Source organism: Terriglobia bacterium, from assembly GCA_020073495.1.
Lineage (GTDB): Bacteria > Acidobacteriota > Terriglobia > Terriglobales > Acidobacteriaceae > JAIQFD01.
On sequence record JAIQFD010000005.1, the window covers coordinates 20,092 to 34,180 of the forward strand.

Here is a 14,089-nt window from a genome sequence, read left to right on the forward strand (position 1 = left end):
GGACGATTTTAGAACTTTCTTCGGTGCGGCAGCTTAGACCCGTTCCCAGACGAGCAACAAGGAATGGCGTGATCATCGATGGTTTGGGTAAGAAAACTCTAACAGGTGATCCGGGGAAGTATGGAACAGTTCCCGATCAAGGATCGATCCACTTTGTTACAAGGAACGCTCACTCGGTCCCGTGCGCCCCCGACGCGATTTCCACATCCCAATAGCCACCGCGACAAAAGTGAGGAGCAAACATATGATCCATGCGCTTCCAATGCCGTACCTATCCAGCATTGGTCTGACGCTGAAGTCGTAAAGATATAGCGTGATTAGTAGCAAAGTGTAGGCTACAGCAACTAGAACACCGTTCCTGCTTTCGTGCGTTCTCCTGCTTGGCGGAATCCACCGCGTGAAAAGATAGGAACCGCTCACTAACGCAAAGAGAATCAGCCACCACAGCCAAGTCTTTCCCACCAGGACCAACTTTGGACCAAGATAGTCGGCAAGGAGGAAGTATGCTGCTATGAACACAAAATCCACGAGTGCAATTAGGAACTTCATTCGGGAACTCCCGGAACAAGATTCTGCATCACGCACTGTTGAACATCCTGCATGTACTGTGGGCGGGTGGCCCAGACAACGCCAGAATGTTACACCTCTCCATGATGGGGGTGCCCCACCCAACGCGGTGTTCGTTGGGTGGGCGTGATTGTACCTTTGCGCGACCGCGGTTGATTTACAAAGAAATGAATGGTCGGGACGGCCGGATTTGAACCGGCGACCCCCTGCACCCCAAGCAGGTGCGCTACCAGGCTGCGCTACGTCCCGACAGAAGAGGGAGGAAAGACCGCCGGTGTTGCGGTCTGGGGTAACTCTTATTCTACCAGCTACAACGCGGCTCCGCCGGGGGAGCGGAAGCCCTCGATGGCCTCGTCGTCGATGCCGAGCTTCTTGCGGCCTTCGGCGCTGATGCGGCTGGGATGCCAGGGCGGGTCCCACACCACGCGCACGTCGGCCTTCTCCACGCCGGGCATATTGAGCAGGCTCGTGCGCACGTCGCGGCTGATCTCGGAATGCGAGGGGCAGCCCTGCGCGGTCAGAGTCATTTCCACCGTGACCTCGCGGCCCTCGAAGACCTCGACGTTGTACACCAGGCCGAGGTCCACGATGTTCAGCGGGATCTCCGGGTCGTAGCAGAAGCGGAGCCGCTCCATGACGTCTTCTTTGGTCGGCATAGACGTACGATTTTACAACGCATGGGGTGGAAGAGCAGCCCTCCGGGTCCGCGGGCGATGACCTTCCTGCAGGAGTGGGGTGCTATCGCGGCGCGGGAAGCAAACTCAAGTGACGTTACGCCGGCGCGGGCATCGCCGAATTTCGGATTTGACCTTTTCCACGGGATAGTGAAAACTGCCCGTGGTTTGCCCCCGCGACACCAACGACATCCATGACGCCACCCGTTGCTCCCAAATCCAAGCCCGTCCCCAAAGTGGCGCTGATCGGGATCGAGCGACCGGCGGCAGAATTGCTGCGTTCCACCTTCCTACAGTTCAAGATCGAATCGCACGTGCTTACGACCGATCCCGCCGAAGCCATGCACAAGAAGAAATATGAGGGCTGCGTGGTGCGTCTGGATGACCAAGCGGGGCCGGTGCTGGAGGCGGTGCGGACTTCGGCGCGCAATCGCCAGATCACCATCCTGGGCCTCTGCCACAACCACGAGGAAGCGATCCGCTATTCGAAGTTCGGCATCAACGCCGTGCTCAAGCTCCCCCTCGACCGCCAGGAAACCATGAAGGCGGTCCGTTCCACGCACCTGCTGATCCTGCACGAACTGCGGCGGTACGTGCGCCTGCCCATCGTGCTCGAGGTCGTGATGGAAACCTCGACCGGGGTGAAGATCAATGGCATGACGCGGGACATCAGCTACGGCGGCATGTCGGTGAAGGTGCCGACCAAGGTCGGCCCCGACACCGCGATGGAGATCAGGTTCACGCTGCCCAGCGGCGACGCCGTGAAGATGCCCGCCAACGTGCTGTGGTTCCATCCCCCGGAACTGGTCGGCCTCCGCTTCGAGTCCACCGACGAGCCGCGCCAGATGGTGCGCCGCTGGATCGACGCATACCTGGAAATCGCCTGAACAAAGCAGTTAGCATGCAGCGCCCAGCCGCATGCGTTGTCTGGCTGACTGCTGAGTGCTTCTTCAGTGCCTCGCCGACAGGATGCCGAGGATCTCCTTGAGCCCGGCGCGCAGTTGCTTGAGCGAGCCGTGATCGGAGGGGAGGAGAAAGGGGAGCGCGGCCTGCGGTTTGGGCGAGCGCGATTCCCGGGTCATGAACTGCCGCGCGCCTGCGATGGTGAATCCCTGGTCGTAGAGGAGCTGCTTGATGCGCAGCACGCTCTCCACGTCGCGGCGCCGGTACATGCGCTGCCCGGTGCTCGACTTGGTGGGCTTCAGTTGCGGGAACTCCGTCTCCCAGAAGCGCAGCACGTACGCCGGGAGCCGGCTCAGACGCGCCACCTCGCCGATCCGGAAATAGAGCTTGTCGGGGATGACGACTTCGGCGGCTTTCTTCTTTGCGCGGGACTTGGTAGCGGTTGCCATACGAAAGCGACGACGAGGCGTAGCGGGATAGTAGTGCCAGACGCGCGCACGCGCAAGAGAGAAGTCACGGCGAAGGTCGGAGGAGACAAGGGAAAAAGTCGGATGTCGGTAAAGTGAATGAGGGAAAGCGGGATCGGTCAGCGAGTTCCCGCGCGGGGAGCGGATCCTCGTAGCTTCAATAAACCCGCTGAGTACTGAGTACCGAGTGCTGAGTACTGCAATGAAAACGGCCGCCTGGTCGGCGGCCGCGTGGAATTCTCAACAGGCTCCCTGGAACCGCGAGGTCTCGCCTCGCGTCAGTGTTTCTTTTTCTTTGCTTTCTTCTTTTTCACCATTCTCGGCATTCCTCCGTTGGGACGATCTCCCTGGATTTTCCTGCGGGGCCGCGCCTCGATACCCAATATCTAGTAGGTACGAGGACTTCTATCCAAGATATTGCGGCGCAATTGCAATCGTGTCAACAGAAAACTTCGCCCCCGCGTTGTGGGAGACGAGTCGGGTAGACTCACGTTCGTGACAGACGACATCGGAGCACGCTACCTAGACGAAGCGCGGCGCAGCCTGCGCGGAAACAAGCGCCTGGCGGAGGGCGCGCTGGCGCAGATCAGCGATGAAGAGTTCTTCCGCGCGCCGGACCAGGAGTCGAACAGCATCGCGGTGATCGTGAAGCATATCGCCGGGAATGCGCGCGCGCGCTTCACCGATTTCCTGAGCACGGACGGCGAAAAGCCGTGGCGACACCGCGACACCGAGTTCGAGATCGACAAGGACGATACCCGCGCCAGCCTGATGGAGTTCTGGGAGGCGGGCTACAAGATCGCCTTCGACACCATCGCCTCGCTCAAGCCCGAGGACCTGAAACGTACGGTGACCATCCGCGGCGCCGAACATTCGGTCCTCCAGGCCATCCACCGCGCGACGGCGCACTACGCCTACCACATCGGGCAGATCGTCTTTCTGGCCAAGCACTGGCGTGGCAGGGAGTGGAAGACGCTCAGCATCCCGCGCGGTAAGTCGGACGAGGCGGGGCAGGAGATGGAGCAAAAGCTGCGCGAGCGGGCCAAGTGAGGCAAGGCTTGTGGCGAGTGCTAAAATCAGGAGTTTGGCACTCATAACGCGCACTTATAGGTGACCGATGGCTGGAACGATGATGGCGGTGGTGAAGCCGAAGCCCGCCCCGGGGACAGAGATCCGCGAGGTCAAGATCCCGAAATTCGGCCGCACCGACGTGCTGGTGAAGGTGAAAGTAGCGTCCGTCTGCGGCACCGACCTCCACATCTATAACTGGGACCGCTGGGCGCAGCACCGCATCCATCCGCCGCTCATCCCCGGCCACGAGTTCTGTGGCGAAGTGTTTGCCTACGGCGACGAGGTCACGGCCGTGAAGGAAGGCGACTTCGTCTCGGCCGAGATGCACGTGGCCTGCGGCAAGTGCTTGCAGTGCCGCACTGGCGAGGCGCACATCTGCCAGCACGTGAAGATCATCGGCGTCGACGCCGACGGCGCGTTCGCCGAGTACGTCTGCATCCCCGAATCGAACATCTGGAAGCTCGGTCCCGAGATTCCGCAGGAGTACGCTTCGATCCTCGACCCGCTGGGCAACGCGGTGCACACCGTGCTAGCGGGCGAGATCGCGGCCAAGACGGTGGCCATCACCGGCTGCGGGCCGATCGGGCTGTTCGCCATCGCGGTGGCGCGTGCCTGCGGCGCAACGAAAGTATTCGCCATCGAGGTCAACGAGTACCGCCGCAAGGTGGCGAAGAAGATGCACGCCGACTTCGTGCTCGATCCATCCTCTCAGGACGTGCGCAAGATCGTGCACGATGAGACCGACGGCGTGGGCGTGGACGTGGTTTGCGAGATGGCCGGGCACCCGGACGCGATCCGAACAGGATTCGACATCGTGCGTCGCGGCGGTCGTATTTCCCTCCTGGGCCTGACCTCCAAGCCGATCTCGCTGAACTTTTCCGAAGACATCATCTTCAAGGGCATCACCATCCAGGGCATCAACGGCCGGCGCATGTATCAGACGTGGTACCAGATGACCGCGCTACTCAAGGCCGGCAAGCTCGACCTGCATCCGGTCATCACCGACCGCCTCGCCATGAAGGATTTCTCCAAGGGCATGGACCGGCTGAAGACCGGCGAGGCCAGCAAGATCCTGCTGTACCCGAACGGCGTGAAGAGCTGACGAGAAAAAATCAGGCCCGCCGCTGGGCGGGCCTGTCGTTTGTTGGGCAGGTTCATGCCGCGAACTTCGCCATCAGTTCTTTCTTCCCCATTCCCAGGATCCCGTACTTGTTCCCGACCTTCTTGAACGCCTCGATGGCAGCGTCGAGGTGATGCCTCTCGTGCGCGGCGGAGAGTTGGGTGCGGATGCGCGCCTGTTCCCTGGGCACGACCGGGAAGAAGAACCCGACCGCGTAGATCCCCTCGGCAAACAGGTCGCGGGCGAAGTCCTGGGCCAGCTTGGCGTCGTAGAGCATGACGGGCACGATCGGGCTTTCGCCTAGCTTGATGTCGAAGCCCGCATCCTTGAGCAGGCCGCGCCAGTACTTGGCGTTCCACTCCAGCTTGTCGCGCCGCTCGGTGTTGCGGCTGATCAGCTCCATGACTTTCAGCGCCCCCGCCACGATCACCGGCGCGACGGCATTGGAGAAAAGGTAGGGACGCGCGCGCTGGCGGCACATCTCGACCAGCTCGCGTCGCCCGCTGACCACGCCGCCGGAGGCGCCGCCCAGCGCCTTGCCCAGCGTGGTGGTGATGACGTCGATCTTCCCGAAAACGCCGCAGTGCTCGTGCGTTCCCCGCCCGGTCTTGCCGATGAATCCGGTGGCGTGAGAGTCATCCACGAACACCATGGCGCTGTATTTCTCAGCCAGCGCGACCATCTGGTCGAGCTTGGCCAGATCGCCGTCCATGGAGAAGACACCGTCGGTGACGATCATGCGGAAGCGCTTGTCCTGGTGCTCCTGAAGCTTTTCCTCCAGGTGGCCCATATCCGAATGCTTGTACGTGTCCTGGGTCGCCTTGCAGAGGCGCATGCCGTCCACCACGGAGGCGTGCACCAGCCGGTCGGCGATCATGACGTCCTGCTCCCCCAGGCAGGCCTCGAAGAAGCCGGCGTTCGCGTCCATGCAGGAGGGGAACAGGAGGGTGTCTTCGGTGCCAAGAAATTCCGTCAAGCGCTTCTCCAGTTCGCGATGGATGTCCTGCGTGCCGCAGATGAAGCGCACCGACGACATGCCATAGCCGCGAGAATCCAGCCCAGCATGCGCCGCGGCGATGACCTCGGGATGGCTGGACAGGCCCAGGTAGTTGTTGGCGCAGATGTTGATCACCTTCTTGGTCTGCGCGCCGACGGGGAATTCCACCTCGATCTCCGACGACTGAGGCGAGTGGATGAAGCGTTCTTCTTTGAAAAGACCGGCGGTTCTGATCCCGCTGATCTCGGATAAGTATGAATTGCGGACTACGTCGCTATATGCCATGACTCCCCCCGACTATGAATTTGTTATCAAATGGGGCGCCCTCGATCGTAGGCGTGCCGCGCTGTCTCATGCGGCGGCGCCCTTTGCCTTTTGAAACCGTTGCACCAGAGCGACGATGCTGCGCACCGTGTCGAAGGCTTGCGGCGTGGCATCGGCGTCCGGGATCTGGATCGCGCACTTCTTTTCCAGGAAACGCTTGAGCGAGACCATGGAGAAGGAATCCACGATCCCGCCGGAGATCAGCGGCGTGGTCTCGGTGATCTGCCGGTCGTCGCCTTCCTCCAGGTATTCCCGGATCACGTAATTGCGAACCATCTCACTGAGTTCGTCCATTGGCGGCCTCGTTGTTCAATCGTTCATGATGGTAGAAAGATCTCCTACCGGCTCGTTGAATTCCTTGCAGCGCAGGATGCGGCGCACGATCTTGCCGCTGCGGGTCTTGGGCAGGGAGTCCACGAACTCGATCTCCTGCGGCATGGCCAGCGGCGACAGCCGCTTGCGGATGTGGTTCATGATCTCGAGCTCGAGGTCGTCCGAGGGTTCGTAGCCCTTCTTCAGCGCGACGAAGGCCTTCACCACTTCCATGTTCACCGGGTCGGGTTTGGCGACCGCCGCGGATTCCGCCACGGCCGGGCATTCCAGCAGGGCCGACTCGATCTCGAACGGCCCGACCAGGTGTCCGCCGGTGTTGATGACGTCGTCGTCGCGCCCCATGAACCAGAAGTAGCCATCGGAGTCGATCGAGGCGCGGTCGCCGCACAGATACCAGCCGTTCTTGAACTTGGCCTGGTAGCCCGCCTCGTTGTTCCGGTAACCGCGGATCTGAGACGGCCAGCCCGGCCGGAGCGCGATCACGCCCGCGATCCTGGGTTGATTGATGGGCTCGTGGGTCGTCGTGTTCAGCACCGTGGCGGTGATCCCAGGGAAAGGCTTGCCCATGGAGCCCGGCTTGATCGGCATCCCGGGAAAATTGGTGATGACGATGCATCCGGTCTCGGTCTGCCAGAAGCTGTCGTGGAAGGGCTTGCCGAAGACCTCCTGCGACCAGGTCACCGCCTCCGGGTTGAGCGGCTCGCCCACGCTGGCCAGATGACGCAAGCTGGACAAGTCGTGCCGCCGCGGGAGTTCCTTGCCTTCCTTCATGAGCAGGCGGATGGCGGTGGGCGCCGAATACCACACGGTCACACGATGCCGGGCGAGGAACGCGTACCAGGCCTCTGGGCTGAAGCCGGAGTCCAGCACGACCTGGGTCGTCCCGTTCGCCCACGGCCCGATGATGCCGTACGAAGTTCCCGTCACCCAACCCGGATCGGCGTTGCACCAGTAGATGTCGTTGGGACGAAGATCGAGCACCCACTTGGCGGTCAGGTACTGCGAGATGATCGAATAGTGGACGTGCTGCGCGCCCTTGGGCTGCCCCGTCGTTCCCGAGGTGTAATGCAGGATGGAAGGCGACTCCGCCGTCGTCGGATAGACGTCGAACTGCTCGACGCGCGGCGCCTGCTCCATGTGGAAGGCGATCTCGCGCTCCTGCAGCGGCGATTCCCCTGCATCCACCACGATGATGTGACGCAACTGCGGAAGCTTGTCGCGGATCTTGCGCACCTTGGGGACGTGCTTCCTCTGCGTGATGATCGCCGAAGTCTGGGCGTCGGAGAGCCGGACGAACAGCGATTCGTCACCGAAGGCGGAGAACAGAGGCTGCGCTACCGCCCCCGTCTTCAGGATGCCGAGCAGCCCGATGTACAACTCGGGCACCCGGTCCATGAACAGGCAGACCCGTTCTTCCGGCTGGATCCCCAGCTCGCGCAGGAAATGCGCAATGGTGTTGGACAGGATGCGAACGTCGTCGTAGGTGAACCGCTTCTGGTGGCCCTGGAAGTCTTCCCAGATCAGCGCCAGCTTGTTTCCTAGGCCCACGTGGCAGATGCGATCACTGCACATCCATCCGATATTGATCGGCTCGCCCGGCGTATAGCCCAGTTCCCGCTCGGCGATCGACCAATCGAAGTTCGCAGTCAGTTCCTCGTAGCTGAGGTCCCGACAGGCAAGAGCGCTGCTCATAAGGCTCGTCCGATCCTGGTGCGGTGCGTCTTCAGGTTTCCAGGATGACCATCGCACCCGTAAGGTCTCTGCTGACCGTGGTTGACAGCCTGATGCGCCTCACCCCCAGTTGTTCGGATTGGTTTTTGAGCCGGCTGTGGAGAGCGATGCTGCTGGACTCGAGCCCGACTTCCACTTCCCGGAATACGGCCAGGTCCCTGGCCGGGACGCCCAGGGCCTTCAGGGTCGCCTCTTTGGCGGCGAAGCAGGCGGCGTAACGCAGCGCGGGCTTGCGCGTGGAGGTGCAATAGCGGATCTCCTCCGGGCTGAACACGCCGTCGCCCATCCGCCACTCGCCGCGCGCCAGTTCCCGCTCTACGCGGCGGTTTTCCACCAGATCGATCCCGATACCGAGAATCACGGCAATGCCTGTACCGCCAACTGGACACAAGCGTGCGCCTGAGAAGGAGAAGAGTGCGGTGACGCGGGTCACAGCACCGGATGACGTGGAGAGCTTAGGGTAAGCGGATGGCGAAAACCGACCGCTACGTTCACCCCCGCCTGCGCAATGCAAAAAACCGGGGTGTATGGGCAGAATCTGCTTTCATGACCAAAGCCCTGGGCCTGGGGCTTACGGTTTGCAAGCCCGTGGGTGACAACGATCCCTTTGACTTCGTGGTTTTCAACATGCGGCGGGCGGTCAATCGGGTTCAGGTGAAGTCGGTGTGGGCCCATTGGGGCCGGAGGTACTTTGCGGGAGGGACGCGAGGACGCGTTTACAAGCCGTCCGAGGTCGATTTCCTAGTGGTGGTGATCCCGCGAGTGGACGCTTGGTACATCATTCCAATCGATGCTATCAAGAACGTGAGACTCCCGTCCTTCTCACCGCATATTCCCAACAGCAAGGGCCGTTTCGAGAAGTACCGCGATGCCTGGCACCTGCTGACCGGCGACGAGCCGGGCGCGTGGGCAAGGTACCAGCGCTTCACCATCCACGCGGAGGCCGAGTAACCTGCATCTACTCACCGTTTGCCGCCCAAAGGCGGCGCGGCAAAGACGGGGGCCACGGCCCATTGACATTGGCCGTCAGGCCGACCTTTTGTTAAATCGCAATTCGTGACAGAATTGCTTGTCACTGAAATCCAAATGGCTACTTCCGAACAAAGGCTCCGGACTAAAATTCCGCCCGAGATTTCCCGACTCCAGTCAGCAAAACTGATCCCATTCGGATGGTATGGCGGAAAGTTTTCACTCCTTGAATGGCTGCTTCCGCTTTTGCCAGAGTGCCACCATTACTGCGAACCCTTTGCCGGGTCAGGCGTGATTCTGTTGAACCGGCAACCATCGCCAATCGAGACTTATAACGACCTCGACGGTGAGGTCTGCAATTTCTTTCGAGTTCTTCGGGATCAACGGGAAGCGTTGGTCCAAGCCATTGGTCTAACGCCATTTTCTCGTGAGGAGTTTGCGTTAGCCTGTAAACTCGAACCGACCGCCAGTGAATTGGAACGCGCCCGGCGCTTCTATGTCCGGGCACGTCAGGTTAGAACTGGGCTTGCTCAGACTGCTTCTCTCGGTAGATGGGCCAATTGTAAGAATACAAGTCGAGCTGGAATGAGCGGAGTCATAAGTAGGTGGCTCGGAGCAGTTGATGCCTTGCCACAGATCGCCGAGCGGCTAATCCGAGTACAAATTGAGAATCGCCCAGCAGTTGACGTCATTCGCCTATACGACTCAAGAGAAACCCTCTTCTACTGCGATCCCCCGTACATCCATGAAACACGCGGTGATTCCAAAGCTTACTCGAACGAGATGACTGATGAACAGCACGAAGAGTTGGCTGACGTGTTGAACCGGGTGAAAGGCCAAGTCGCTCTCAGCAACTACGATTGCGGCTTAATGAACCGCCTATACCCATCGAAGAGGTGGATAAAGACTGTTAGCTCCTTGCGTACAATTCATTCTACGAAAGACAAACGAAGGGAAGTTCTCTGGACAAATTACGACCCGCACCAACAGAAGCACACAACGGCTAACCTATTTTGACTGAATGTTGTTCCACAGTTGTGCAGCTTCATCAGCGCAGTTGAATTCCCTCATTTTTCGGAGTAACTCAACCACACATTGACCGAGCTTTTGCCGGCGGTGTGGGCCGATTAGCTTAAGAATTGGTACAAAGTCCCTGCTCGCATCCACCAGGGAGACATCGGCCAGTTCCGATGCCGCTGCGATGCGTTTTCTGATTGCTTCCTCTTGGCCGGTCTGTAGTCCAGCTGCAACGACAAAAATGTACTCTGCCCCAAGAGTATTCTTGTGCAACCCGTGCTCGACGTCATCCAGATTAAGTGGCCGGTGCTTACACTCAGATGCCGAGATCACGGAATCCGCGACATGAACCTCGACATCGCCTAGTGTCCCCGAATACTCATCGGATTGATTTGGGTTGTAAACCTTTACTTCAGCTTCCTCATTGCTAAGTGTCAGCAGCGCACCCCATACCGCCACAAGCCGCGCGCCACCGTCTGCTTTCAGCAAGAATCGTGTGACAAACTCGATGCTGAGTCCCAGCGTTCGTTCTCCACCTACAATCGCCGACTTGGTTGCATCCGCACGCACCTTGCCCATTCGCAAAATCTGAACAAGCGTCGCGTACACTTCTGATTCTGGCGCTTGCCGGACCAGTTCCAAGGCCTCATGAAGATCTCGCGCGGCCTTTTTGTTTCTTAGTTGAGGATTGTTCTTGTCGTGTTCGGGGTGTCGGAGTGGTTTGCTCAAGAAGGGTTCGTTGGACAGACCAAACAAATTCCCCTTCGTTTTTTCGAAGCCTACGACAACTTTGTGACATAGGCTTCTTGCATCATAGGCACCCGGCAAATCACTGCCAGCTTGGATCGCTCTCGGATGAGCATCTGGATCCACACAGCGAGCTAGAGTCCCGGTCACCAACAGGTATCGGAAGCCTTTCGCCCCCTCCGCCTGCATGACCCTGTCAATCAAAGCTTTAATCTTCGGAGGTGCTGCGATCCGCCCGTTTGCGACGTCACCCCAAGCGCGCTCTAAGATCGCTTTAGCATCCTCATGGTCCACCAACGCGTCACTCCCCGCACTGCCTAAAGCCCCTTAAGCAAACGATCGATCGGCACATCAAACGCCTTAGAAATTCGCAACAGCGTTCTAAGAGTGATCGGACGGCCTCTCTCAATCTGCTGCCAATGCCGTGCGGAGAACCCAAACGAAATCATGTCCTCTTGGCTATAGCCGCGCTGCTGCCTGAGAGCTCGAATGCGTCTGCCGAGTGCTGTGAAAAAACGTTGTTCGCTTTTCACTGGGAACGTTTCTAGAGGCCCACAAGCAAAAACACCACGAGCAGATTAGCTTGGTTGCCAATAAAATCCGAACCCGCAGGGACGACCGAACTACTTCAACCGAAGCGACGTCTCCGCCGAGGGCTCAAGCTTCCCCAGGGCAATTGACGGAAGCGACTGCAAACTCGCATCATAGCCGGTACGGCTGTGGGGGATTCTTGCCGCTGATGTGCCCCCCACCCGACTGCCCCGGCTTCCCGAGGAAGGTCCGTTGATGACCACGACTGCGCGCACCAATCCGCTTTCCTACCTCACCGAGACGCTGAACGAGCTCAAGCAGAAGGGCACGCACTTCAAGCTGCGGGTGCTCGACGACGAGCAGGCCCCGGTGTGCACCTTCGACGGCAAGAAGGTCATCAACCTGGCGTCGAACAATTACCTGGGGCTGACCACGCACCCCAAGCTGCGCGAGGCGGCGCTGGCGGCGACCAGGAAGTACGGCGTGGGCTCGGGCGCGGTGCGCACCATCGCCGGCACCATGAAGATCCACATGGAGCTGGAAGAGAAGATCGCGCGCTTCAAGAACGTGGAGGCGTGCGTGGTCTTCCAGTCGGGCTTCGCGGCCAATGCGGGGACGGTCTCGGCGGTGCTGGGCAAGGGAGACTTCATCATCTCCGACCAGCTCAATCACGCCAGCATCATCGACGGCGCGCGCCTCTCGCGGGCCAACATCAAGGTTTTTCGCCACAAGGACATGGCCGAAGCCGAGGAGCTGCTCAAGGAAATCGAGGGCGAGCCCGGGCGCAAGCTGCTGATCACCGACGGCGTCTTCTCCATGGACGGCGACATCGGGCCGCTGCCCGCGCTGTGCGCCCTGGCGGAAAAGTACGGCGCCATCATGATGGTGGACGACGCGCACGCCTCGGGCGTCCTGGGGCGCAACGGCCGCGGCACCGTGGACCACTTCAACGTCCACGGGCGCGTGGACATCCAGGTAGGCACGCTCTCCAAAGCGATCGGCGCGCTGGGCGGATACGTGTGCGGCACCCGCGACCTGATCGACTTCCTCTTCCACCGCGCGCGGCCCTTCCTGTTCTCCACTTCGCACCCGCCGTCGGTCGCCGCCACCTGCATCGCCGCCTTCGACGTGCTGGAGCAGGAGCCGGAGCGCATGGAAAAGCTGTGGGAGAACACGCGTTACTGGAAGAAGGAGCTGGGCAACCTGGGCTTCGACATCGGCGGCAAGACCACACCGGCCAGCGAGACCCCCATCACCCCCATCATCATCGGCGACGGCAAGCTGACGATGGACTTCTCCCGCGAGCTGTTCAAGGAAGGCGTCTTCGGCACCGGCATCACCTATCCCACTGTGCCCGAGGGCAAGGCCCGCATCCGCACCATCATGACCGCTACCCACACCCGCGACGAACTCGATCGCGCGCTGGACGTGCTGAAGCGCGTCGGGAAGCGGATGGGGATCCTCTCCTGATTTTTCTGGGCGTGCCATGTGCTACGATGCCGCTCCATCGCTGATCTTGGGGGAAGAGATGGATCGTTCTGCAGGCATTTCCCGCCGCCGCTTTCTTGCCGCCACGTCGTGTTTCGGGGCGGCTTACGCTGTCGCCCGACTGATCCCGTTGCCCGCGCTTGCGCAAACTGTCGCGCAAGATTCCCGCGTTGCGGCGGCGCCGCTGGCTGACAAAGGTTTTGCTTCGGTCCGCAGGATCGGCAACGGCGTGTACGCCAACGTCGCCGATACTTCGAAAGGGCTGCAGAGCATGTGTAACGCCGGGTTCCTCGTCGGACGCGACGCCGCCTTCCTGATCGAGGGATTTTGCACGCCCACCGGCGCCATGTTCCAGATGGACACCCTGCGCATGGTCAGCCCGGTCCCGGTGCGCGCCGCACTCGACACCCACTACCACTTCGATCACTCGATGGGGAACGCGGTTTACGGCGCTCACGAGATTTCCCTGTGGGGCCACGCGAAAGTCGCGTCGCGCATGATGGAAAGCTACGGCTCTTTGCAGGGGACCGATCGCGCTGCGTTCGTGGCCGACTTCGAGAAGCGTGTGCGCGACGCCCGCACCGACACCGAGCGCCAGCACGCGGAATCCGACCTGGGCGCCGCGGGCCTGATCTTCGACACCGCCAACTCGACTGTACTGGCTCTGCCCAACCATCCGCTTGATCCGGCGAAGCTGCCCCTGACGGTCGATCTTGGCGGCCTCTCCGCCGTGCTGGAGAGCTATCCCGGCCATTCCGGGACCGACCTCATCGTGCGCGTCCCCGAGCAGAACATCGTTTTCACCGGCGACCTGCTGTTCAACGCCTTCTACCCCGTCACCTTCGACGCCTCGATCTCCGCCTGGCGCAAGACGCTGGCGCACTTCGCCTCCCTCGGCAAGGACACGCTCTTCGTCCCCGGCCATGGACAGATCTGCGGCCAGGAAGGCGTCTCGCTTTTTGCCTCGACCTTCGACGACCTCGCCGAATATGCCGAGAAGACTTACAAGGCCGGCGTGCCCGCCGCCGAGAGCATCGCGCGCTACACGGTCCCCGAGAAGTTCAAGAACCTGATCGTGTTCGCCTGGAGTTTGACCGTCGGCTCGACCATCACCAAACTCTACGAGGAGTGGAGCGGCAGGTAGGCGCCG

General features: G+C 60.7%; 15 protein-coding genes and 1 tRNA gene. 7 read left to right on the forward strand and 9 right to left on the reverse strand.

What is annotated here, in order from left to right; genetic code table 11:
- Positions 1 to 739: 739 nt before the first annotated feature.
- Positions 740 to 816, reverse strand: a tRNA-Pro gene (locus LAN37_13565).
- 59 nt (positions 817 to 875) lie between these two features.
- Positions 876 to 1,223 carry a metal-sulfur cluster assembly factor gene (locus tag LAN37_13570; GenBank protein ID MBZ5648237.1) on the reverse strand — a complete coding sequence of 116 codons (348 nt, stop codon included), beginning with the start codon at positions 1,221 to 1,223 and terminating at the stop codon, positions 876 to 878.
- A 212-nt stretch (positions 1,224 to 1,435) separates the two neighbouring features.
- Between LAN37_13570 and LAN37_13575 the strand changes: the two genes are divergently transcribed.
- Positions 1,436 to 2,128 (forward strand): PilZ domain-containing protein, encoded by a 693-nt coding sequence (locus LAN37_13575; GenBank protein MBZ5648238.1) that lies wholly within the window; start codon positions 1,436 to 1,438, stop codon positions 2,126 to 2,128.
- 63 nt (positions 2,129 to 2,191) lie between these two features.
- On the opposite strand, the gene LAN37_13580 is transcribed toward LAN37_13575, so the two are convergent.
- Positions 2,192 to 2,593, reverse strand: coding sequence for a MerR family transcriptional regulator (locus tag LAN37_13580; protein MBZ5648239.1), 402 nt, complete (start codon positions 2,591 to 2,593; stop codon positions 2,192 to 2,194).
- Positions 2,594 to 3,106: 513 nt separating this feature from the next.
- Here LAN37_13580 and LAN37_13585 point away from each other — a divergent pair.
- Positions 3,107 to 3,661 (forward strand): DUF1572 domain-containing protein, encoded by a 555-nt coding sequence (locus tag LAN37_13585; GenBank protein ID MBZ5648240.1) that lies wholly within the window; start codon positions 3,107 to 3,109, stop codon positions 3,659 to 3,661.
- Between the two features lie 67 nt (positions 3,662 to 3,728).
- The gene (gene tdh, locus LAN37_13590; GenBank protein MBZ5648241.1) at positions 3,729 to 4,784 is read left to right on the forward strand and encodes an L-threonine 3-dehydrogenase; all 1,056 of its coding nucleotides are present in this window, start codon (positions 3,729 to 3,731) and stop codon (positions 4,782 to 4,784) included.
- A gap of 52 nt (positions 4,785 to 4,836) precedes the next feature.
- Here tdh and kbl read toward each other — a convergent pair whose 3' ends face one another.
- The 4 genes from kbl to LAN37_13610 all read right to left on the reverse strand — a co-directional run bounded on the left by kbl (position 4,837) and on the right by LAN37_13610 (position 8,548).
- Complete coding sequence (gene kbl, locus LAN37_13595; protein MBZ5648242.1) at positions 4,837 to 6,084, reverse strand: glycine C-acetyltransferase; 1,248 nt, start codon at positions 6,082 to 6,084, stop codon at positions 4,837 to 4,839.
- 66 nt (positions 6,085 to 6,150) lie between these two features.
- Positions 6,151 to 6,417, reverse strand: a complete 267-nt coding sequence (locus tag LAN37_13600; protein MBZ5648243.1) for an acyl carrier protein — start codon at positions 6,415 to 6,417, stop codon at positions 6,151 to 6,153.
- Between the two features lie 15 nt (positions 6,418 to 6,432).
- On the reverse strand, positions 6,433 to 8,148 hold the full coding sequence (acsA, locus tag LAN37_13605; GenBank protein MBZ5648244.1) for an acetate--CoA ligase: 1,716 nt from the start codon (positions 8,146 to 8,148) through the stop codon (positions 6,433 to 6,435).
- A 31-nt stretch (positions 8,149 to 8,179) separates the two neighbouring features.
- Positions 8,180 to 8,548, reverse strand: coding sequence for a holo-ACP synthase (locus LAN37_13610; GenBank protein MBZ5648245.1), 369 nt, complete (start codon positions 8,546 to 8,548; stop codon positions 8,180 to 8,182).
- A gap of 185 nt (positions 8,549 to 8,733) precedes the next feature.
- Between LAN37_13610 and LAN37_13615 the strand changes: the two genes are divergently transcribed.
- Together LAN37_13615 and LAN37_13620 are read left to right on the forward strand one after the other, a co-directional pair.
- Positions 8,734 to 9,138 (forward strand): hypothetical protein, encoded by a 405-nt coding sequence (locus tag LAN37_13615; protein ID MBZ5648246.1) that lies wholly within the window; start codon positions 8,734 to 8,736, stop codon positions 9,136 to 9,138.
- Positions 9,139 to 9,273: 135 nt separating this feature from the next.
- Positions 9,274 to 10,173 carry a DNA adenine methylase gene (locus LAN37_13620; protein ID MBZ5648247.1) on the forward strand — a complete coding sequence of 300 codons (900 nt, stop codon included), beginning with the start codon at positions 9,274 to 9,276 and terminating at the stop codon, positions 10,171 to 10,173.
- Here the strand turns inward: LAN37_13620 and LAN37_13625 are convergent.
- Both LAN37_13625 and LAN37_13630 read right to left on the reverse strand, forming a co-directional pair.
- The gene (locus LAN37_13625) at positions 10,165 to 11,217 is read right to left on the reverse strand and encodes a restriction endonuclease, SacI family (GenBank protein MBZ5648248.1); all 1,053 of its coding nucleotides are present in this window, start codon (positions 11,215 to 11,217) and stop codon (positions 10,165 to 10,167) included. The genes LAN37_13620 and LAN37_13625 overlap by 9 nt on opposite strands.
- A 20-nt stretch (positions 11,218 to 11,237) precedes the next feature.
- A complete protein-coding gene (locus tag LAN37_13630; protein MBZ5648249.1) occupies positions 11,238 to 11,453 on the reverse strand; it encodes a helix-turn-helix domain-containing protein in 216 nt (71 codons plus the stop codon).
- Between the two features lie 253 nt (positions 11,454 to 11,706).
- On the opposite strand from LAN37_13630, the gene LAN37_13635 reads away from it, so the two are divergent.
- Together LAN37_13635 and LAN37_13640 are read left to right on the forward strand one after the other, a co-directional pair.
- Complete coding sequence (locus LAN37_13635; protein MBZ5648250.1) at positions 11,707 to 12,921, forward strand: glycine C-acetyltransferase; 1,215 nt, start codon at positions 11,707 to 11,709, stop codon at positions 12,919 to 12,921.
- Positions 12,922 to 12,979: 58 nt separating this feature from the next.
- Entirely contained in the window at positions 12,980 to 14,083 is a 1,104-nt protein-coding gene (locus LAN37_13640; protein MBZ5648251.1) for an MBL fold metallo-hydrolase, read from the forward strand.
- Positions 14,084 to 14,089 lie beyond the last annotated feature (6 nt).